We start from the raw sequence: 20,964 nt of genomic DNA on the forward strand, positions 1-20,964 counted from the left end.
TTCGAACTTTCTTTCGAGGTCCGCAGGGATCGTGCTCATGATCCGAACTCCGGGGTTCGCGATCCTGCCCCGGTGCTAACGCCTCAACGCTCACCGCGCCCTAAAGGTCCCAAACAGCACCAGAGGGAACCATCGCGTCCGCAGCGGCGCGGTAGTCGGCCGCCAGCGCGTTCAGTCCGTCGCGCGCGAGAACGAGATCGTCATCGTCCGCCCGATCCGAGCAATGGCGCTCCATCTCGCGCAGCTCCGCGACCCGGCGCTGTGTTGGACACGGCGGCGGAAGAGGGCGGTAAGTGATTGATTTGTTGGCGCTCCCTAGCGGTGAGCAACTGCTAAGCATTTTCAATGCCTTGGCTACTCAGTTAGCCAGCAATCGCACCATTGAATCCCATAGCGAAATTCCGGCATCGGCTAACGCTGATGACGGCACAGACGCGGATTAACCGCGCACATTCCCCGGCAACGTCCGGTATTCTTCCACTCACATAGGTACAGTTTTGCAAATCACGAAGTTCCGGCCGGTTGGCCGAGGCGGGCGACGCATTGGCATGTTCAATGCGGAACTTGATAGCGTTTGCCTCAACAAGCTGACGCTCATTCGAAATGCCGAGGGCGAGGTTCGCGTCTTCGGCGACGACATTACCCGGTTGCTCGATTCAATCGCCAAGGCTGCCCTCGCACATGCGGAGGCTGGCCAGCATGACTGACGAAACCCGCGACCTTACCTTCGGCATCTATGACGTCCTGACCGACCAAGGCCACTGCCTCGCTGACGTGGTGCTTGCACCGGCCGGTGAAGATGGCGAGCCGGATTGGGCCAAGGCCGACCCGGCCAACGTTCGGAAGCTCCCTGCCGATGAATGGCCCGAGGACGAGCCTTCCGCTCGCGCCGCCTGCGTGCTTGTGAGCGACGTGGCCGGCTGCGACCCGGATGCAACGTTCCTGATCCGGCTGAACGACGGCAAGCCCGAGCTTATCCAAATCCATGGCCCGGAGTCCGACCGCGCTATTGCCGAGTCTATTATCGCCCGTGACATCGGGGCCGAGCCGCCAAAGCGCGAGCCGTCCGAAATGCAGAAGTCGATGGCGCTATTGCGGGCGCGGCTGTCATCACGGCCAACTGCGGCTAACGACAACGGCCTGTCGCCATCTAAGATGGATTCATGGGGCAAGCTAACCTTCACTTGGTTTGATGACATCGGCACCGAGGCGAAGAAGGAAACTGTCGTCAAGGGTATGCTTGGTGCCGGCGAGTTCACGATGATTAGCGGCATGCCAGGTTCGGGCAAGTCCGTTATCGTGACTGACCTTGCCTGTCATATCGCGGCTGGCCTGCCGTGGATGGGCAGGAAGGTGAAGCAAGGCTTGGTTGTCTATGTGGCGGCCGAGCGCAAGAAACTGACCGAGCGGCGCATGATGGCCTTCCGCAAGAAGCACGGCGTCAAAGACCTTCCCCTGCTTGTGCTTGGCGGCCTGATAGACATGACCACGGGCACGCTTCACGCCACCGCGATTGCCATGGCAGTCAAAGAGGCAGCGAAGATAACCGGCCAGCCTTGTGTTTGGATTATCGTCGACACGCTGACTCGCACCTTCGGGCCGGGAGACCAGCATCAATCGAAAGACATGGCGAAGTATGTCCGGTCCTGCGACACGATTATCGCTGAGACCGGCTCGCACCTGACCGTGGTGCATCATACTGGCTGGGCTGGCGAGCGCGGCAAAGGCGCTATCGACTTGGATGGCGCGGTTGATGCGTCCTTCATGGTCAAGAAGAACGCGGCCGGCCATGTGCTGGAATGCGACGGCACCAACGACGGCGAGGAAGGCGTCATCTGCAATTTCAGGATGGAGTCTGTGAACGTCGGAACTGACGAGGAAGGCGAGCCGATTACCGCGCCCGTCGTGGTCAAGGCGGTGGATGTGGCCGGATTTGCCAAGGCCGTAGGCCAGTCTGTGCAAGCCAAGGCCGAGACCGAACTTATGGACATCCTGACCGACCTTTCGGCAGGCGGGCATCCTGTCGGCGGTGGCATGTGGCAAGCGCGTTATCACCAGATGCACCCCGACGTGAAGGAGAACACCATCGCGTCAAGATGGAAGCGAGCCGTCAAGGCGCTTGAGGAGGCTGGCCGCGTTCAGTCATCCGGGACACCCAAGGTCTATGTCCCAGCCGAGGTGCAAAACCTAGGTGCAAACGAGGTGCATGCACCTGATGCACCTGCACCTGCACCTAGCGACCATTCAGACAGGCTAGGTGCAAAGGTGCAGGTGCAACCCCCCTTTAGGGGTTGCACTGATGCACCTGCACCTGCCGATGGTTTGGATATTGAAGAACCAATCATAAGCGAAGCAGCCTAATGGCGGGCTGGCCCTATAACACCATAGCTTGGCTCAACCTGCGGGCAGCCAAGCTATCAGCCCATCCGTTGTGCGAGGCGTGCCTGTTACGTGGCCGCACGGTGCTGGCCAAGGCCGTGGACCACATCGTCGCGATAGCCAAGGGAGGCCCAGCATTCCCGCCTTTGGCTGGCCTGATGAGCATGTGTGAGGCGTGCCACAACGCCAAGACCAACGCTGTCGACCACCCCAACGCAAGCGGCTTTAGGCGGGCGCTCAAGGGCTATGACGTGGATGGCAATCCGATAGCGGGTTGGGATTGAAACGCACACAGCAAGCGCGCTGCCAAGCCTAGCTACCCCCTAGGGGCTTCCAAGGACTGGGCTTTCCGCCTCCAAGACCGGCGGCTCAGAAGGGCACAGACTTAGTTTTGTACCGTTCAGTACACAATTCATGAAAGGTAAAATATTATGGGCCTTCGTGGGCCGGGCGCAAAGCCCAAATCTAGCGGCGGCATCCTGTCTCCAAAGCTGCGCAAACGCCTGCCGTGGGAGAAGAAAGGCCTCTCAAGGGTAGGGCGCGTCGTCGCCTTCCTTGAAGACCTGCCGATCACGCAGGGCAAGCTGGCCGGAACGAAGATGGTTGTGCGCGACTGGCAGCGCGAATTCTTGGAGGCCGTCTATTCGGAGGATGCACCCGGCATCCGGCCTGTGAGGACGGCCATTCTGTCGCTGGCCCGCAAGAACGGCAAAACTGGCTTGGTGGCTGGCCTGGCGCTCTGCCACTTGGCCGGCCCGGAAGCCGAGCCTCGCGGCGAATGTTATGCGGCCGCGAATGATCGTTTCCAGGCAGGCAAAATCTTCGCGGAGATCGTGGCCATCCTAGGCCAGCACGCGGAGCTGGGCGCACGCTGCAATATCATCAGGTTCCGAAAGGAAATCGAGGTGCTGGACGGCCAAGGCAAGGGCAGCATATTCGCCGCGCTATCGAGTGACGCCGCAACGAAGCTCGGCCTGTCGCCGTCTTTCACCGTAATTGACGAGCTTGGTTATGCGCCGAAACGCGATCTGTACGACGCCTTGGATTCCGCCATGGGCGCGCGGGATAATCCGCTCTTGATTGCCATCAGCACTCAGGCACCCGACGACAACCATGTATTCAGCACGCTGGTAGACTATGGCTTGAAGGTGCAGGCCGGCGAGGTTGTGGACCCGTCGTTCCATCTCACGCTGTACAGTGCGCCCGAGTCCACCGACCCGATGGCGCGCGAAACGTGGTTGCTTGCCAATCCGGCCTTGGGTGATTTCCGCTCCGAGGAGGACGTGGCCCGGCAAGCTGCACAGGCCGAGCGCATTCCCAGCAAGATGCAGGACTTCCGCAACAAGATCTTGAATCAGAGAGTCGCGGCTCACGTTCGGTTCATTGCGAAGGCTGAATGGGATCGCTGCGGCGGCCCGATCGATATTGAGGCGCTGAAAGGCCGGCCGTGTTTCGGCGGTCTCGATCTCAGCGCTGCCCGCGATTTGACGGCCTGGGTACTGGTTTTCCCGATGGAGGACGGCACGCTGCATGTGTTGCCGCGTTTCTTCCTTCCGGAAAACGGCATCGCAGACAAGAGCGAGCTGGATAAGGTGCCGTACGACGTCTGGGCACGGCAAGGACTGCTGGACTTGATACCGGGCAGCACGATCGATCCGGGTTTCGTTGCAGAGGCAATGGCCGAGGATGCAGCCCGGTTTGATATTCAGGCGGTGGCCTATGACAGATGGCGCATTGAGGATTTGAAGCGAGAGCTAGCGCGCATCGGCGCCGAATTGCCGCTCGTGCCGCACGGGCAGGGGTTTCGCGACATGTCGCCCGCCGTCGACGCGCTGGAGCGTTCCGTAGCCGAGGCGCAGCTGCGGCATGGCTCGCATCCCGTCCTAACAATGTGCGCGGCCAACGCCGTGATTACGAAAGACCCGGCCGGTGGACGAAAACTCGACAAGGCTAAAGCCGCCGGCCGCATCGATGGACTCGTAGCACTGGCTATGGCAAATTCAATTTCTGCGCGCCATGAGCCGAACACACTACCGGCTTGCCTGCTGGCGGCCTAGTGAAGGGGAATTGGAATGATTCAGCTATCGAATTGGGAAACACCGACTTGGTTTGGCGATTTTCCCGAGGGCACGAGCAAGCCGATCGCTGTATTCGACGTCGAGGTGGATGGCCGACACATCAGGGAGATGGGACTTTGGCACAACGGTGACGCGTTCGAGGTGCGATGCAACTCGGAAAACAAGGAAGAGATGACCGACGATTGTCGCGAGCAAATCAAATTCGCAGCGTGTTGCGAATACCGGAGGCGGAATCCCTAGCCCCGGCGCAACGCCAACTCAACAAGTCGCCTGATAGCCTCGGCCCTACTGGGTAGGTCCTCCTGCCGGCGCCGCCAGTCGTCGACCAGCTTCAAGAACGAAGCCGGGATGCGCATCTCAAATCTTTCGGTTTTTTCTTCCATGGGCCTTGACCGTAATGTACGTACATCATATTGTCCGTACGTTACGTATAACGGCCCGCCTAGATGGTTGCAACACCTGGACGGGCCTAACCCAGCAAGGAATATACCCATGCTACAGGCTAGCCAGAAATCTAACACGCCCGTCGCCCAACTAGTCCAGGACTACTGCAAGGTCACCACGCTGAAACAGGGCGCGCTGCCCGAGCGCGTTATCAAGATGCTGGAGGAAACCGGCTACGACGTTTTGAAGGAGCTTGCCAACGAACAAGCTCAGACGTGGGATGAGTTCGCCGCGAAGGTGTCGACGCTTGTTGGGGCGCTTAACGATCCACTTCCCGGCTGGCTGAATCACCTCAAGGACTCATTCGCTGCCGACTTGCTCGCGCTGCCCGTGCCGTCGTTCTGGGACGACGAACTGGCGCAAGCCGCCGAGTGACCACACCATATTACCGATTGGGCCCGCTGCAGAGATGTGGCGGGCCTCTGCATTAAATATTTTACACATCAATGCGACATATTGTCGCGAAATGCCCTGTTTATGGCGTGATTGCGTCAAATCGCAGAAAAACCAGATTTTAATTGTTGAATAATGTCAATAGCTTAGGAAACTCCTAAACGCCAAAATTGCAACAAAATCAACCTATTATCGGTTTTTTGGTCGCTCGCTGCCTAGAGTGTGTGAGGCAAATTTTTTTCTGCACACTTCCGCGCGCCACCAACCATATTGTTACGACTGCTGACTCAACAGCAGCGTTGCCGGCAACGTCCGGCGCACTACCCGGGCAACGTGAAGCCCCAAACAAAAATCAGCGCTCAAGCCGAATGGCCGCGCGCAACCTAGAAACCGGAACATCCCGGCACATATGGCCCAACCGGCCCGCGCAGTCCGCGCCAACAATTCCTGATTTTGTATCGCTCGCCAGCCTCGTGCTGCGCGGGCTTTTGGCGTTTCCGAACGCCGCAACCGGCCGTCGCGACGGCCAATCACCGGGCTTCGGCCCACTTCGTACGGAGACTACACTTGCCTAACATCAATCAACTCAAAGAAACCCGCGCCTCGAAGATTGCTGCCTTGCGTGCGCTGGGCGACAATCCCGACGCGACCAAGTTCGACGCGCTCGAAACCGAGGTGCGTGCACTCGACGTTCAGATTAAAAACGCCGCGACCTTGGCGGAATTCGAGCGCCAGGCCGATGCCGAGCCGGACGCGCGGCTTGACGCTGAGGTGCGCGAATTCTCGGTTGCCAAGGCGATCAGGGAATCCGTTGCCGGTGGCCTGACCGGCCGTGAAGCCGAAGTCTCGGCCGAGCTTGGCAAGGGTCGGGAAGTGCGTGGCGTGATGATTCCCACCTCGCTCATCTTCGGGGAGCAGCGGGCGATGACGGTCGGCGGATCGGCCGGCAACACCGTTGAGAAAAACCTCGGCGGGCTGATCGACCGACTCCGGCCGGTGCTGGCTGTGCAGGGCCTCGGTGCGACCGTGATTTCCGGTCTGGTCGGCAATCTCGATTTGCCGCGTCTGACCTCGGGACCCACCGCTTACTGGGTCGCAGAAGACGGCGCGTCGACCGCTTCCGATTCCACCTTCGACAAGGTTAGCCTGTCGCCCAAGACCGTCTCCGGCGAGATGTACCTCTCGCGTCGCCTGACGCTCCAGTCCGGCGTGGCGATTGAAAATATTCTTCGTCAGGATCTTGCCTTCGTTCTCGCGCAGGCTCTCGACTCCGCGGCGATCAAGGGTGGCGGCACCAATCAGCCTACGGGAATTCTGGCCGGCATCACCGCGAGCACGAGCACGTCAACCGCGATCAACGACCTCGCGGCCGACCTTATCGCGGAGCTGCAAATCGACAATGTTGGAGGCAACACGGGCTTCCTCACGTCACCGACTCTGCTCGGTGTTGTGAGGAAATTGAAGGACGGCGAAGGCCGTGGATTCAGCTTGGCTGAAATCTTCCACGACGAACGAGTCGTCGCCTCGAACAACGTTCCGAACAATGGCGGCTCCCCGGCGAAAGAGCACTTGATCTACGGCGCGTGGTCCAATCTAGTTCTCGGATATTGGAGCGGTGTCGATATCCTGGCCAACCCTTATTCGGATGCGACGAAGGGCGGCCTGCGGCTCCACGCGTTCCTGGATGCGGACATTGCGATCCGCCATCCGGAAGCGTTTTCCTGGAAGGCGATCTAGTCAAATGTCCGCCTTAACTTTGGCGGATGCTAAGGCGCACCTCCGAGTCAGTTTTGACTCGGAGGACACCTACATTCAGCCCCTTATCGACGCTGCCGAGTCGTATATCGAATCCATCGGCGTCACGATTAGCACGCCACCGCAGCCGGCCGTTCTACATGCGGTTCGGTTGCTCGTGTCGCATTGGTATTCAAACCGAGACGCAGCCACCACCGAGCCGCCCAAGGCCATCGCCCTCGGTGTTGACACGCTGCTGGCACCCTTCAGGGAAATCAACATATGACATTAAAAATTGAGGAACGCGCAGCCATTGAGGTGCGCGCAGAAGGCAAAAAGCTAACGGGTTACGCCGCGCTCTATAACACTGAGGCGCGCATTGCGGACTTCAGCGAGACGATTGCACCGGGAGCATTTGATTCCAGCCTTGCCGATGGCAGCGATATCTTAGCTCTTGCAGACCACCGGCGCGATGCAGTGCTGGGACGAACGCGAAACAAAACACTTCGACTTAGCTCTGATGCGCGCGGCCTGAAATTCGAATTGGACTTGCCGGACACAGGCGCGGGCCGGGATGTCGCAGCCCTTGCCGCAAATCAAACTCTCGGGGGAATGAGTTTTGGATTCTCCGTCGAGTCCGGCGGCGACGAATGGAACGGCGAGAAGCGCACGCTGCGCAAGGTTACGCTTCACGAGGTTAGCGTGGTTTCTGCATGGCCAGCCTATCCCAACACTGAATTATCGGCCCGCGCGCGTCAACAGCGCACCGCTGCACAACGCCGTATTGCGCTCTTGGAGATGGAGGCGGGCAATGTGGCCGTTTAACAAGAAAGTAGAGGAGCGCATCGCGTCGTCGGATCCATTCCTCGGCGAGTTCCTCGGCGCGCGCTGGCAAGCCCGGGCCGACATCGAAAAGGCTTCGGGCCACTCGGTGGCGCACGCTTGTATCTCGGCTATCACCGGCAATTTGTCGGCCGTGCCGCTTAAGCTGTATCGCCACACCGACGACGGTGGCCGCGAGCCGGCATCTGACCATCCGCTTTACGATGTGCTCCAAACGCAGGCCTCGCCAACGTTGACGGCCTTCGAGGCGCGCGAGTGGCTCGCCGCGAATGTTCTTATGTACGGGAACGCCGTCGCCCGTATCGAGCGCAATGGTCGCGGCCAGGTCACGTCGCTGCATCCGCTCATTGCCGGCAGCGTGACGGTGGAGCGGCTTGGCAGTGGCCGCTTGCGATATAAGCACGCGCAGCAAAACGGCGGCACGGAAGTCCTGTTGCAGGAGGAGGTGCTACATCTGCGCTATCGTACCAGCGATGGCGTGCTCGGCATGAGTCCGATTCAGATCGCGGCGGCGACCTTCGGGCTTGCCTTGAGCCAGCAAGACACGGCTGGCTCCGCTGCTGAAAACTCATTCCGGCCGGCCGGGGCTTTGGTGTTCCCGGAAAAGCTGGCCGTCGCTGGCAAGGGCGCGGGCAACGCCGAGGACATCGTTGCCAAATTCAAATCCAAATTCGTTGGCTCGCTCAAAGCCAATGAAGTCATGGTGCTGGATGGCGGCGCGAAGTTTGAAACGTTCAGCTTTAACAGCAAGGATTCTGAATTCCTGGAATCCCGCAAACTGTCAAACATGGATATCTGCCGCGTATTTGGCGTGCCTCCGAGTGTTGCGGGCATCACCGACAACAGCACCTATAGCAATGTTGGCGACGAATCCCGCGCACTCGTTACGCGCTGTCTTGCGCCGATGGCAAAACGAGTTGAGCAAGCCATGAACGTCGCATTGCTGACGACAGAGTCGCGCAAGTCGTTTTTCATTGAACACGACATGGCGGCACTACTGCGAGGCGATCTGACGGCGCAATACAATGCGTATGCTGTAGGGCGCAATAACGGCTGGCTCTCGGTTAACGAGATCCGCAAATTCCTGAACATGGGGAAGGTGGTTGGCGGTGACGAATACGTCGTGCCTCTTAACGTAACCAGCCTCGCCGCTGCAAACGACAATAAGAACAAGATTGACGAGGCCGCGGCATGACCCAGCCGGGAGAACTTCGGCAGGAGGTAAAACTCGAGAAACAGGTGAGTGTCAGCGACGGTGCTGGCGGCTCTACGATTTCGTGGGTGGAGGTGCTGACGACACCGGCTCGCATCAAATACCTGAAAGGTGGCGAGACCGTTATGTCAGGCCGGCTCCAGGGCACGCAAACCGTAGTCGTGACGGTAAGAAACCAGCCGGGCCTTGGAGACGCTGACCCGACCTGGCGTCTGACCAGCACGCGCAGTGGCCGCGCGTACGACATCAAAAGTATCACACCGGACGAGCGCTCAGCGTTCGTTGACATCTTGGCAGAAATTGGAGTTAGCTAAATGAAATGCGAAGTTAGGGGCATGACCCTCATCACTGAAGACGAGGGAAAAAACGAATTCACGAAGGTGGCGTTTGCCGATGTCTTCTTCCCTGACGTTTTAATGACCTTCTACGGTGTGCGGCTGACTCATTCCGCCAAGGGCTGGCGGGCGCTCCCGCCGTACGCGCTGACTCGCGGCAGCACAACTCCGGCTGTTCGCTGGTACCCCGGGTCGCCCCTGGCCGAGTCGGCCCGCGATGCGCTGTTGGCGATGTACGTTAAGATGGGTGGGCGATCGCCCGAGGCAGTAGCGAACGACGGTGCAGCCAGGCGGCGGATTGCGGCGCGGAAAGCGCGCGAGGCGCTGCCACATCGCACCGTTGAGCAGATTGACGCCGACATGGCGCTGGGCGAGATGGGGTTGTCTCGACCGGACACAGCCGGCCTGGCCCGGACGCTTGGACTGGCCACGTGATCCAACCCCGCGGGCTGAGGCGGGCCGATGCGGCCAGGTATCTGGGCATAAGCCCCAGCCATTTCGACAAACAGCGGGAGCTGGGCGCAATCCCGGCTCCACGCCAGATGCTGGGCGTTGTCATTTGGGACCGACACGAGTTAGATTCGCTTTTTGACGGCAAGGCACCTGCCGTTGCCAACGATAATAACCCATGGGATGACGCGATTGCGCCACCGCAAACCGAAGCACGTACACGCGTACACTGACAGGCTTGGCAAGTCGCGCATCTATCTGCGCAAGCCCGACGAGAAGCGCATTGCCTTGCCTGGGCCGTTGTATAGCCCGGCATTCTGGACGGCATACGAAAGCGCCATGGCCGCGCAGCCTGCTGCCGAGCAGCCGGAGCGCAACCCTGCAGGCAGCATGTCGGCGGCTATTGCTGGTTACTACACCAGCGCAGAATACAGGCAGATGGCCGAATCCACGCGAGCCAACTACCGGCGTGTGCTAGAGCGCTTCCGGGCCAGATACGGCACATTGCCGCTCTCCCGCCTTGAGACGCGCCACATCAATGCAATCATTGACACGGCGTCGGAAAGGACGACCGAGCCGGCCAAGAAACCCGGCGGCAAGGCTCGGAATGTCGGCGGCCCTGCCGCAGCCAACGTGTTGCGAAAGCGGCTGCACACCGTGCTGGAATACGCCATCGGCGCTGGCATGCTCGCTGACAATCCAATCAAGCGCGCCAAGCGCGTCAAGTACACCGAGAAGTCCTATCGCTCTTGGACGGACGCTGACGTTGAGGCCTTTCGCAATCGCTGGAAGGCGGGCACGCTGCAGCGCCTTGGGCTGGAGATATTCATTCACACCGGACTGCGTCGTAGCGACGCTGTGCGGCTGGGCTGGACGCATATCAGCAACGGCTGGATAACCATCACCACGCAAAAGTCGCAGCACAAGACGACGCTGAATATCCCGATCCACCCGACGCTGTGGACGCACCTGAAAGACATTCCGCGCGCCCAGCGCACCTTCCTGCAAACGCAGTGGAAGAAGGAACGCAGCGCCAAGGGTGCGACGAATTGGATACGCGAAGCGGCGCACAAGGCTGGCCTGCCTTCGGACTCCAGCCCGCACGGATTGCGCCACGCCATCTGCGCCAACCTTGCCGACGTCGGATGCACCCCGCACCAGATTCAGGCGATTACCGGCCACAAGAATCTCAAGGAAATCGAGACGTACACGCAGGCTGCCAACCAGAAGCGGCTGGCGCGCATGGCTATGGAGGCATTGGCTAACCGTCCTGCCGAGTTAGCCAATCGCGGCCCTATAGATTTGAAAATGCTTGGGAATTTTCCGGCAATGGCGCTCCCTAGCGGAATGAAACCACAGAGAATAATGTGTAATATTCTTTCTTTTCAATAGGTTGAAATCATGGTGTTTCGCCTTGTATCTACGCGATGTATCTACGTTTGCCTGACGGGGCGGCGAGGGTTGCGGCAAGCGCAAGCATCACAGCATCTCTGTAACAAAACTTGATTTGACTTTTTATATTGACATTAATCGAAAAATCTATATAATCTCTGCTACTAACGCGACTCAGTCGCAGCGTGACTGCATTTTGAGGGCTCCCCAGCCTGGCAGGCGCTTTCGGTTACTCGGCTGAAACACGCCCAAACCGATATCCCCATAAATGTACATCCAGAATCCGCTTGCCGTAACGGTCGAGCGTATCGATGCCGCTATCGACCTGATTTCCGAGGTCATGGTTCGGCATGACCGCCCGCAGTTCGCGCCGTATGTTGAGCGGCTCGAACGAGAGCTAACCCTCTTGCAATCGAAGGGTGACGTCATGGCTCGGGCTCGGCGGCGACTCGCAACACGCGCGGCCAACGACAACCAGTCCAGCGGCACCCAAGCCGCCTAACGCTCGATCGGCCCTTTCGCCGAGAGCACCGCGCCAATGGCGCAGCCCCAAAATGGGGAATTCCACATTGCGAATAATCGACATCAGACCAAGCCCACCGGGCTCGACGACGCTCGCGCGCTTCGATCTTGAGCTGAATAACCACCTACGCCTCTACAACCTCGCTCTGCGGCAGCGCCCAGGTGAGAGGTCCTGGACCGTTGCGCCCAACGCTTTCAGCGAGCGAACTGCCGCTTTTGGCGAGCAGTTCAACCGCGCGATTTCTGATCTTGCCCTTGCGAAACTCTTGGAGCTTTCCGCCCATGCCAGCCAGCACTAACCTCCGCTCTATCGCCAGCGCCCTCGGCGGCAAAGCCGTCCGCGATTACGTTCTTTGCCCGGGCCCTGGCCACAGCCGGAATGACCGCAGCCTCAAGGTCAGGTTCAGGGCCGATGGCACATTCAGCGTCACCAGCTTCGCGGGCGATGATTGGCAACAGTGCAAAGACCACGTCCGCGAACGCCTCGGGCTGCCGGATGACTGGCGCCGCGAGCCCGCCAATGATGACACGCCGGTAATTAAACTGCGCGAGCATGACGACGACGAGCCAGCGCGCATCCGCAGCGCCTTGCAACGGTGGGCGCACGCCACCCCGATTCCCGGAACGCTAGCGGAAACCTACCTTGCGAGCCGCGGCCTGAGCTATTCGGGTGGCGCCGCCCGCTTCCGTGCCAATGATCGCACAATGGTTGCGCTGATGACGGATATTGTCACCAACGCGCCTTGCGGCGTTCACGTCACATACTTGGACAGCGGCGGACGCAAGATCACCCGCAAGATGTATGGCCGCGCCCGTGGCGCCGTTGTTCGTCTCTCGGACGACGCCGACGTTGAATATGGACTCGGCATCGGTGAGGGCATCGAGACTTGTCTAGCGACAGGCTTCGCTCCGATCTGGGCAACGCTGTCGGCGGGCACGATGGCGGCGCTTCCGGTGTTGAGCGGCATCGAATGCCTGACCGTTTTCGCCGACCAAGACCACGCCGGAATGTCTGCTGCCAACGCATGCGGACGGCGCTGGCACGAGGCGAGGAGGGGGGTGGAAATTGTTGCGCCACCGGAGATTGGCAGCGACTTCGCTGACATGCGGGGTGCCGCGTGATGGCGCCTCTTAAAAAATGGACGTCGCAGCCCGGCAGCAAGTTCAACGAAGCCGAGGTGCCACCCAAGCCGGCGAACGACAACGCGCCCCCCGTAAAGTCGGCTGGCAACACAGCTTCTGCAAAACAGAAGGACAGCTATCCCGGCATTCAGACCAGCGCCGAATTCATCCGCGGGTTTCAGCCGCCCGACTATCACATCGATGGAGTTTCGCAGAAGGGCTACCTCTACAGCACCACCGCCATGACCGGCACGGGTAAGACGGCGGTGCTGCTCTTGCTAGCGGCGCTTACGATGTTGGGGAAGCCGCTTGGTGATCGTGAGGTTGAGAAGGGCCGCGTCGTTTACTTCGCTGGTGAAAACCCAGACGACGTTCGCATGCGTTGGATTGCGATGGCGCATCACCTGGATTTCGACCCAGACTGCGTCGACGTGCACTTCATCGCTGGAACATTCAGCGTGGCTGAGATGTTCGAGCGCATTAAGGCCGACGTCGACAAGATAGGAGGTGCCGATATGATCGTGGTTGACACCAGCGCGGCCTATTTCCATGGCGACGATGAGAATAGCAACACACAGCTTGGCGCACACGCGCGGAGCTTGCGTAAGCTGACAACTCTGCCGGGCAAACCTTCAGTCTATGCAGCATGCCATCCCGTGAAGAATGCAGATCCATCGAACCTGTTGCCCCGCGGCGGTGGAGCGTTCATTGCGGAGGTTGATGGGAATCTGACTCTAAATAAGGGCGAAACCGTCAAGATGCATTGGCAGGGCAAGCACCGAGGCCCAGACTTCGAGCCAATCCATTTTGAGCTCAAGACCGTTACGGCGCCATCGCTCGTCGACAGCAAGGGCCGTCCGGTCCCTACAGTGATGGCTGAGGCGCTAACCAAGGGCGAAAGCGTCAAGCGCGCAGACAAGGCGCGCAACGATGATGATGCCGTGTTGCTGGCGATAGAGCAGGGCAAGGGGGCTTCGCTTGCAGACCTAGCTCAGAGCCTGTGCTGGTACACGCCCTCGGGTGACCTGAACCGAGATCGAGTCCGTCACGCCAAAGACCGTCTACTCAAGCGGAAACTAATCGACGTGGCGCGCAAGGGTTGGAAACTCACAAAGCGCGGTCACGAGGCTGCCGTTGAGGCGCGCGCTGACAGGCACGCCGCGGAGACTAGCGCAAGGTCGGCGGCCAACCTCACAATCTGACTGTGCGCGAACTGTGCGCGCGCAAAACAGCCGCGCACAGTAGCGCGATATGACGAATATCATACTATTTGTAAGGACTTACTCGAATGCGCGTGACGCACGAATTTGGACAACAACCATATGTTTGCTGTGTGGTGTGTGATTTATCACACCCACACACAGGGAGAGACTGTGCGCGAGCGCTGTGCACCCATCTTCCTAGGGCGCCGCTATCGGCGCGCCGTGCGAAGAAATCCTATGATTACATATGGTTAGCTACTGTGCGCGAATGAAAATTGTGCGCGCAGTTTCCGCGCGGGCGGGGCATATCGGATCCCCTCCACCATCATCTAAGGACCCGCGGCCCCAGAAGAATTTCCGCGCGTGCAAAATGGAAACCAAAACACGGTTTCGCAGCAATCGGGCCGCGCAGACGGCCAAGCGCACCCCAAGTACACGAGGACTCAAATGCACCACGCTAACGACAACACGCCGCCAGCCGCCGACCGCGTTATCGAGATGCGTCCGCGTCCTGACGAACTGAACCGCATTCTTCACCGCCGCTTCGTCGGCTACGGGCCGGCCTATGGCGCCCAGCTCGACGCGGCGGCCCGCAAAACCTTTAATGCCGACATGACGCAATGGCTGGGCCTGGACGGCCGCTGGCACCCCTGTGGCGAGCAGTACCGCCAGAGCAAAGGTAAGCGCCGTCAGCCCAAGGCAAATGTAACGCCAGCGTTACATTTGGACGAACCCGAGGCCACCACCAAGCCGGTGCGCGATGGGTGGTATTTCAGCGAGACCGCGGCCGCCCGCTGGTGCGAATACGCGCCAGGCGTTGCGGAGGGCGCTGAATTCTTAGCTGGCCGCACGATCCCGGCTACAAGCGGCAGCCGGCTGATGCAATTCGGTGCCGTTGAGGACGCCATGATCCGCGCAATAGACGCCAAACGCCTGCTGGCCGCTAACGACAATGTGCTGACGGAGGCCCGCCGAAACCGGCCGCGCCGGAGGCAGGCTGCGTAAATCCAGATTTCGCCACAGTTGGGAACGTATCGCTTTGAAGGCCACAATTTGTGGCCCGACGTGACGTGTAAGAAACTAGCGCCGGTTCGATCCCGGCGCACCTTTTTCCGGCCCTGAGCCGTGAAGCCGCTGGGCGGCTTTTTATTTCACCCCCTAATCGCAACATCCAAATCTGAAAGGATCAGGCCCCACGATGGCCTCACTTAATGCATGTCTGGATTCCATCCAGACCCACATTGGCTTTCCCCGATCGCGAAGCACCGGCATCGCGAGGCGTTTGCAGGAGGCGGGCATCTTGCCTTCTGGCGCGCCGGGCGTTGCGCCAGACCTCGACGAGGATGGCGTGCTTGACCTCATTGTCGCGCTGGCCGCAGATACCGAGCTGCACACGGCAGTCGCGGCGCTTCGCTCGTATCACAGTCTGACTCCCGGTGGCATCAACTTGGCAGCGGCACTGGCCTCGATTCCCAATGCACCGGTCGCCGTTGCGCTCCTAGTTGAGGATGCCCGATCTGGCGTTGCGGAGGCGCGTAAATCTCAGATCGAAGTGTCCTGCAGTGCACGCTCCGTGGCGATCCACAAGCCGAGTGGTGAGGTCAATCGCTTCATCGCGGCCGGCGCCGATCCTGCACATTGGGCGCTGCGCGGTCACCATAAGTCAACCGCACTGAATGCTGCCGCGGTTGCGGACGTTTTGGACGAAGTTTTTGGAAAGGTTAGTTAAGTGGCAACCAAGAAAAACGCTGACGAATTCCGCGTGTTGAGCCTCGCTGAGGCCGACCCTGCCTATGCGGCACTATTGCAACGGCAGAGTGAATTGAGCGCCCTGCTGTCTAAGCTGAGAAGCGAACGCTCTGATCTCGATAAAAAGATCGAGGAACAGCCGAAGTCAGCCTATTCAGCCGGCGTGTCGCGCCTCTTAGGCGATGATGAAGGAGCCGCACCGCAACTTAGAAAGCGCCGCTCCGAAGTTCTCGGCGAAATCACCGATGTCGAGACGGCACTGGTCGTGATCAAAAAGCGGCTCGATGAGGCCCGCAATGGTGCAAGCAAGTTAGTTTGTGACAATGCGCGACCCGAATACGCCCGCCGTCTCGGCGCCCTGTGCAGGTTGCTGGCTGAGGTGGAAGTCGCCCGTCAGTCGCACGATGAATTGCTTGACGATCTGGAGCGCGAGGACGTGAACCCGGGCTACTTGCGTATTGTGCGCCCGTTCTTTCTTGGCGATAGGCGCGATGGGAAGATCAGCTATTTTGTGAAGGAAGCGCGGGAGGCTGGTCACAATGTCTAAGGGATCCGAACGCACCTCCGACGTCGCGGACCGGAAGCCAGTCCGCCGCAGCGTCAAATTGCCTGGCGAAAGCCGGCACTCCGAAAGCACGGACTCACCCGCCGTGATTGCCCGCAAGCTCATGCAGGCCAAGCGCGAGAAGCGACTGAGGGCGGCGCAGCGTGACCGATAAGATCTCTGGTTGGGCGATCTCGTGGAACAAGCCGGCCATCATCGCCGGTTTGTTTGAGGAACGCTTCGCGCCGGCCTCATTCGACAGGCACCTCGCGCAAAATCCGGACGTCGCCGCGCTGTGGGCTCACGACTCCTCTAGGCCGCTCGGGCGTGTCAGCAATGGCACCTTGAAATTGCGGTCGACCAACGCCGGCCTTTATTATGAACTGCAGCCGAATCCCGATGCGCCGCTCGGGCAAGAGGCGTTGGCCACTGTGGGCAACGGCACGGTCAATGAGGTGAGCGTATCTTTCACCCCGGTGGTCGAGCAGTGGGACGACTCTGGCGACATTCCGAAGCGGCTGATTACCGAGGCCAAACTGTTTGAGATTTCTTTGGTCCTGTGGGGAGCCTACGGCAAGGACACTTCAGCTCAGATCAGTCGGGCAGTGGGCAACAACACAGCAGCCCGCCGTCGCATTGAGGCGAAGATGCTGGCCCGCAGAATACCGTTGGTATGATGAGCACCATGAAATTCGGAACCCTACAGCGCATTGTCGCTGACGATGGTCTTGGCCGGCTATGGCTTGTCGATGCCCATGGCGTCGCGCACGCGATAACTCGCAAGTTGTTGCGCGAGGCAGGCGTCGTGCACCCATCGGCCGGCGATGCGTTCGAATTCATCGCGAGTGACGGCGAGGCCTTGCAGCTACGGAAGGTAGCCGCGTGATTCCGGTTGAGAACTACGCGGCGGAATTCGCGGTGCGCGACGAGCGTGGCAAGCGAACGTGGCGAGCGTGCGAAGTGGTTGGCGTTCGGGGCGAGCCTTTTACTATGCAGTTCGTTATCGTGGTGCGGGGCCCGGTGGAATATGTCGACGTCGTTGATGAGGTTCGTCGGCGACCGCCATCGACTGAGCCGATTGGCTAGGCCCACCCCCGGGGGGGTGTCCGCGATCTCTCCCACCGCCGCCACTAGCTACCGGCGGCCCCCACTTACAATCGTGCGCGCTGCCCCGGTTCAAACAATAATTTGGAGACCTGTGCGTGACATCACCAAGACCACCCGCCCACCTTGAGCCCGCTACCAAAAAATGGTGGCGCGCGGTTATCTGCGATTTCGATCTAGAACCTCATCACCTTCGCTTACTGCAACTGGCCGCGGAAGCGTGGGACAGCGCCCAATCGGCGCGCGCGGTGATTCAGACCGAGGGCATGACATACCTCGACCGCTTCGGCTGCCCCAAACCGCGGCCGGAAGTAGCTATTGAGCGCGACGCAAGGATTGGCTTTGCCAGGCTGCTGCGCGAGCTAGCGCTTGACGGCGTGGACGGTCCAGAGACGCCGCGCGCGCCTCGCACGGCCGACTATGGGAACCGTCGCTGATGCCGGTCCGCACGCGCAAGAATAGAAGGCACGCGACCGCTGGCCTTGATGCCTGGGAGTGCGTCTTCTCCAGCGAATTCGATTTTTTTGGCGAGCTGGCGGACGCGGGCATTGAGACCGACGCCTACGGTCGGCCAGACCGGGAAGAGGCGCGCGCGGCGTGGCAGCGCTTCGGTGCCGAGTTCATGTCGACGTTCAAAGATACGCATCAGCCTTGGGCTTTGACCGAGTTCGGTGAGCCGCGCTGATGCCCGCGCGCCTAAAACGAGACAGACGGCGCCATTCTGCGCACGTAACCACCGAGGCCGTTGCGCTATTTCGGCGGGGCCTTGCCACCAGCGATCAGTACGAACTGCGCGACCTGAAAATCGCGCTAGCCGCAGCACTCGGCCGGTCAAAGTTCGCAGCGTGTCCTCTGGATCGTGAGCCACGGTCGCTAATCGGCTGCGACCGTGAGCCGGTCGAGGTGGTGCTGGGGCTGCGGGCGCAGTTGCTGAAGAGGATAGGGGACCACCAATGAAGATAAATCTCGGGGCGCTTCCGCCCGAACTCACTGAACCACCGCCGGGTGCATACGGCTGGATCGCATTCCAACCTTCGACCGGCAAGGTCTGGCGGAAGGTCGATGGCAAATGGTTGCGGATTACAGAGGCGCTTGAGCGCATCGAAGCAAAGAAGAATTCAAATTGACCGCACTCTCTTCATACTCCACCGGCACCGTTGCAGTTTCCGCAGACGGCACCGTCGTGACGGGCACCGGCACGATTTGGTCTAGCGCCGGCAACGTCAAGCCTGGGGATCTTTTCCAGAGCGGCCATTACGTCGTCCCGATCACAGACGTAACCGATGACACGCATTTGGTCATCACGCCATGGCCTGGCGCTACGATTAGCGGCGCGACTTACGCGGTTTACAAGGTGTCGCAGCAGCGCATTGTCGGCGAGACCTACGCGCGGTCGGTTGACCAGCTCGTTGGGGCGCTCAACACGTCCGGCTTCTTCGTGTTCGTCGATATCAACCAAACCACGCCCGATCCGTCGCTTGGCAATGACGGCCAGTACGCCATGCAGCCGACGACCGGCAAGCAGTGGGTCAAGTCTGGCGGCACCTGGGTTTACCAGGGCATCTACAAGGCGTTCCAGGTCAAGGGTGCGTGGAGCGGCGCAACTGCCTACGCATCCAACGACGTCGTTGCGTTGAACGGATCGAGCTACGTTTGCATTCTCGACCACACCAATCACACGCCGCCGAACTCGACTTATTGGCAGGTGCTGGCGTCTAAGGGCGACACCGGCGCCATCGGCCTCACCGGCGCTGGCTATGGCGGCACGTCAACGACATCGCTCGCGGTCGGAACGGGCTCTAAGGCGTTCACGACGCAGGCGGGGTTGGCCTATCAGAACGGTGCGCGCGTGCGCGCCAGTTCGGCGGCGAATACATCGAACTGGATGGAAGGGCTCGCGACCTACAGCGGCACGACGCTCACCATGACGGCCGACAAGACCAATGGCAGCGGCACGCTTGCCGACTGGAATTTGAATGTAGTCGGTCAGCCAGGCGCGGGCGATCTTACCGCGGCGAATAATCTGTCGGACCTGGCGAGCGCCGCGACAGCTTCGACCAACCTCGGTGTGGTTCGCTATGGCGGCGCGCAGTCATTGACTGCCGCTCAGCAGGCGCAGGCTCGCGCCAACATCGGCATCACCAAAAAGAATTACATCATCAACGGTGCCATGATGGTGTCGCAGGAGAACGGGACTACCGCCGGAACAACGAGCGGCTATTACCCCGTTGACCAGTGGTCGATACAGCCCACCTCAATGGGCTCCGGTACATTCAGCGTAGCGCAGATTGCCGCGTCCACGCCCGGAGGGTCTCCAAACCGTATCAGGCTTACGGTTACCGCTGCTCAGGCGACTGTGGGGTCATCATTCTGCTGGCTCCAGCAAAAGATCGAAGGATACCGCGTTGCTGATCTTCTCTATGGGTCAGCTAGCGCGAAGGCGGTGACGGTTTCGCTCGGTGTAAAAACTTCGGTCGCGGGGACTTATGCAGTTCAATTTCTCAATGCCGCCTCGACCGATGCGGTGTCGGGTTCCTTCACCATCTCAGCGGGTGAGGTGAATACCGACGTCGTCAAAACGGTGACGATCGCGGGGCCCACCGGAAACACATGGGCGAAAGACAATACCGTTGGCATCTTGATGCAGGTCATGCTGATGGCCGCAGGACAAGCAAACATTTTCGCCACCAACGGCAACAACTTCGATCTTTTCGATGTTGGCATATACGAGGGAGGCGCAGCCCCATCGTTTGTAGTTCCGTCGTTCGCCGAGGAGCTTCAACTGTGCAAGCGCTACTGGGAGAAATCGTATAATTATTCCACGCCACCGACTGCCGCCACAGCCGCAGGCGCAGAGTGTAGCTTTTTTGGGTCCGCATCTGGATCGTTCAACCTTGGCGGAGTTTCCCCAAGATTCAAAAAGGCCAAGAGGGCAGCCCCAACGGTCACTATCTATTCAGACCTCACGGGCGCTACGAATAAAATATACGATCGTGTTAACGGCGTTGACGTAACTCCTACTACTGTCGACCTCATTGGCGAAAACGGGTTCAGGACGTATTGCTCTGTTACGGCAGGAACTCAGGTGGCGATTAGCTGTCATTGGACGGCAAACGCAAGGTTGTGATGACCGACTACAGGTGACTTAAAATACGCGGTTGTGGTGGACCGACGGTCAGAGTTTATGCAACCTTGGCGTTATGAGCAAGGATCAGCATGCCCTACTGCGCCGGCGTTGGAACGACTTCGATTGGGGGAGCGCCGCCGGCCTGGCGAAGCTCATCTCAGTTGTTGTCGGCCTCGGCATCACACTCGTCGGCTTCTGCTACTGGCTTTGGCCGAGTATCGAGATACGCGCCGCAAAAGATGACGCTTCAGCATTCCCCCTAGACGCCAAGTTTCGGCGCGGACCATATTCCTCACAACCCCTCCGTGCAAGTACGCCATTAGCTACTTGACA

26 protein-coding genes are annotated in these 20,964 nt (G+C 59.8%); all 26 read left to right on the plus strand.

Features of this window, described 5'->3' with window-relative positions; all coding sequences use genetic code 11:
* Nucleotides 1–548 precede the first annotated feature (548 nt).
* The 26 genes from ACKWRH_RS20770 to ACKWRH_RS20895 all read left to right on the plus strand — a co-directional run bounded on the left by ACKWRH_RS20770 (nt 549) and on the right by ACKWRH_RS20895 (nt 20,631).
* Entirely contained in the window at nt 549–707 is a 159-nt protein-coding gene (locus ACKWRH_RS20770; RefSeq protein ID WP_445222109.1) for a hypothetical protein, read from the plus strand.
* Nucleotides 700–2,361: an AAA family ATPase gene (locus ACKWRH_RS20775; protein ID WP_445222110.1), complete on the plus strand. Its 1,662-nt coding sequence runs from the start codon at nt 700–702 to the stop codon at nt 2,359–2,361. Before ACKWRH_RS20770 ends, ACKWRH_RS20775 begins: the two co-directional genes overlap by 8 nt.
* On the plus strand, nt 2,361–2,663 hold the full coding sequence (locus ACKWRH_RS20780) for an HNH endonuclease (RefSeq protein ID WP_445222111.1): 303 nt from the start codon (nt 2,361–2,363) through the stop codon (nt 2,661–2,663). The genes ACKWRH_RS20775 and ACKWRH_RS20780 overlap by 1 nt, the downstream gene beginning before the upstream one ends.
* A gap of 147 nt (nt 2,664–2,810) precedes the next feature.
* Nucleotides 2,811–4,436 (plus strand): terminase large subunit, encoded by a 1,626-nt coding sequence (locus ACKWRH_RS20785; RefSeq protein WP_445222112.1) that lies wholly within the window; start codon nt 2,811–2,813, stop codon nt 4,434–4,436.
* A gap of 15 nt (nt 4,437–4,451) precedes the next feature.
* The gene (locus tag ACKWRH_RS20790; protein ID WP_445222113.1) at nt 4,452–4,697 is read left to right on the plus strand and encodes a hypothetical protein; all 246 of its coding nucleotides are present in this window, start codon (nt 4,452–4,454) and stop codon (nt 4,695–4,697) included.
* A 252-nt stretch (nt 4,698–4,949) separates the two neighbouring features.
* On the plus strand, nt 4,950–5,276 hold the full coding sequence (locus ACKWRH_RS20795) for a hypothetical protein (protein WP_445222114.1): 327 nt from the start codon (nt 4,950–4,952) through the stop codon (nt 5,274–5,276).
* Between the two features lie 585 nt (nt 5,277–5,861).
* Nucleotides 5,862–7,031, plus strand: coding sequence for a phage major capsid protein (locus ACKWRH_RS20800; protein WP_445222115.1), 1,170 nt, complete (start codon nt 5,862–5,864; stop codon nt 7,029–7,031).
* Nucleotides 7,032–7,035: 4 nt separating this feature from the next.
* The gene (locus ACKWRH_RS20805; RefSeq protein ID WP_445222116.1) at nt 7,036–7,314 is read left to right on the plus strand and encodes a head-tail connector protein; all 279 of its coding nucleotides are present in this window, start codon (nt 7,036–7,038) and stop codon (nt 7,312–7,314) included.
* Nucleotides 7,311–7,853 (plus strand): HK97 family phage prohead protease, encoded by a 543-nt coding sequence (locus ACKWRH_RS20810; RefSeq protein ID WP_445222117.1) that lies wholly within the window; start codon nt 7,311–7,313, stop codon nt 7,851–7,853. Before ACKWRH_RS20805 ends, ACKWRH_RS20810 begins: the two co-directional genes overlap by 4 nt.
* Entirely contained in the window at nt 7,840–9,066 is a 1,227-nt protein-coding gene (locus ACKWRH_RS20815) for a phage portal protein (RefSeq protein WP_445222118.1), read from the plus strand. Before ACKWRH_RS20810 ends, ACKWRH_RS20815 begins: the two co-directional genes overlap by 14 nt.
* Nucleotides 9,063–9,398, plus strand: a complete 336-nt coding sequence (locus ACKWRH_RS20820; RefSeq protein ID WP_445222119.1) for a phage head closure protein — start codon at nt 9,063–9,065, stop codon at nt 9,396–9,398. The genes ACKWRH_RS20815 and ACKWRH_RS20820 overlap by 4 nt, the downstream gene beginning before the upstream one ends.
* A gap of 21 nt (nt 9,399–9,419) precedes the next feature.
* Nucleotides 9,420–9,854 (plus strand): hypothetical protein, encoded by a 435-nt coding sequence (locus tag ACKWRH_RS20825; RefSeq protein ID WP_445222120.1) that lies wholly within the window; start codon nt 9,420–9,422, stop codon nt 9,852–9,854.
* A gap of 207 nt (nt 9,855–10,061) precedes the next feature.
* Entirely contained in the window at nt 10,062–11,261 is a 1,200-nt protein-coding gene (locus tag ACKWRH_RS20830) for a tyrosine-type recombinase/integrase (RefSeq protein ID WP_445222121.1), read from the plus strand.
* A 268-nt stretch (nt 11,262–11,529) separates the two neighbouring features.
* The gene (locus ACKWRH_RS20835; protein WP_445222122.1) at nt 11,530–11,763 is read left to right on the plus strand and encodes a hypothetical protein; all 234 of its coding nucleotides are present in this window, start codon (nt 11,530–11,532) and stop codon (nt 11,761–11,763) included.
* A gap of 52 nt (nt 11,764–11,815) precedes the next feature.
* Nucleotides 11,816–12,082 carry a hypothetical protein gene (locus ACKWRH_RS20840; RefSeq protein ID WP_445222123.1) on the plus strand — a complete coding sequence of 89 codons (267 nt, stop codon included), beginning with the start codon at nt 11,816–11,818 and terminating at the stop codon, nt 12,080–12,082.
* A complete protein-coding gene (locus ACKWRH_RS20845) occupies nt 12,066–12,905 on the plus strand; it encodes a DUF7146 domain-containing protein (RefSeq protein WP_445222124.1) in 840 nt (279 codons plus the stop codon). The genes ACKWRH_RS20840 and ACKWRH_RS20845 overlap by 17 nt, the downstream gene beginning before the upstream one ends.
* Nucleotides 12,905–14,107, plus strand: coding sequence for an AAA family ATPase (locus tag ACKWRH_RS20850; RefSeq protein ID WP_445222125.1), 1,203 nt, complete (start codon nt 12,905–12,907; stop codon nt 14,105–14,107). The genes ACKWRH_RS20845 and ACKWRH_RS20850 overlap by 1 nt, the downstream gene beginning before the upstream one ends.
* Before the next feature lie 447 nt (nt 14,108–14,554).
* On the plus strand, nt 14,555–15,112 hold the full coding sequence (locus ACKWRH_RS20855) for a hypothetical protein (RefSeq protein ID WP_445222126.1): 558 nt from the start codon (nt 14,555–14,557) through the stop codon (nt 15,110–15,112).
* A gap of 193 nt (nt 15,113–15,305) precedes the next feature.
* On the plus strand, nt 15,306–15,836 hold the full coding sequence (locus tag ACKWRH_RS20860) for a hypothetical protein (RefSeq protein WP_445222127.1): 531 nt from the start codon (nt 15,306–15,308) through the stop codon (nt 15,834–15,836).
* On the plus strand, nt 15,837–16,403 hold the full coding sequence (locus ACKWRH_RS20865) for a hypothetical protein (RefSeq protein ID WP_445222128.1): 567 nt from the start codon (nt 15,837–15,839) through the stop codon (nt 16,401–16,403). It abuts the gene before it with no gap.
* Between the two features lie 161 nt (nt 16,404–16,564).
* Nucleotides 16,565–17,077, plus strand: coding sequence for an HK97 family phage prohead protease (locus ACKWRH_RS20870; RefSeq protein WP_445222129.1), 513 nt, complete (start codon nt 16,565–16,567; stop codon nt 17,075–17,077).
* Nucleotides 17,074–17,286, plus strand: a complete 213-nt coding sequence (locus ACKWRH_RS20875) for a hypothetical protein (protein WP_445222130.1) — start codon at nt 17,074–17,076, stop codon at nt 17,284–17,286. Before ACKWRH_RS20870 ends, ACKWRH_RS20875 begins: the two co-directional genes overlap by 4 nt.
* Before the next feature lie 316 nt (nt 17,287–17,602).
* The gene (locus tag ACKWRH_RS20880) at nt 17,603–17,941 is read left to right on the plus strand and encodes a P27 family phage terminase small subunit (RefSeq protein WP_445222131.1); all 339 of its coding nucleotides are present in this window, start codon (nt 17,603–17,605) and stop codon (nt 17,939–17,941) included.
* Nucleotides 17,941–18,189, plus strand: a complete 249-nt coding sequence (locus ACKWRH_RS20885; protein ID WP_445222132.1) for a hypothetical protein — start codon at nt 17,941–17,943, stop codon at nt 18,187–18,189. Before ACKWRH_RS20880 ends, ACKWRH_RS20885 begins: the two co-directional genes overlap by 1 nt.
* A gap of 268 nt (nt 18,190–18,457) precedes the next feature.
* Nucleotides 18,458–18,631 (plus strand): hypothetical protein, encoded by a 174-nt coding sequence (locus ACKWRH_RS20890; RefSeq protein WP_445222133.1) that lies wholly within the window; start codon nt 18,458–18,460, stop codon nt 18,629–18,631.
* Nucleotides 18,628–20,631 (plus strand): hypothetical protein, encoded by a 2,004-nt coding sequence (locus tag ACKWRH_RS20895; RefSeq protein WP_445222134.1) that lies wholly within the window; start codon nt 18,628–18,630, stop codon nt 20,629–20,631. Before ACKWRH_RS20890 ends, ACKWRH_RS20895 begins: the two co-directional genes overlap by 4 nt.
* Nucleotides 20,632–20,964: the final 333 nt, after the last annotated feature.

The sequence above is a fragment of the Bradyrhizobium sp. Pa8 genome, assembly GCF_052588265.1.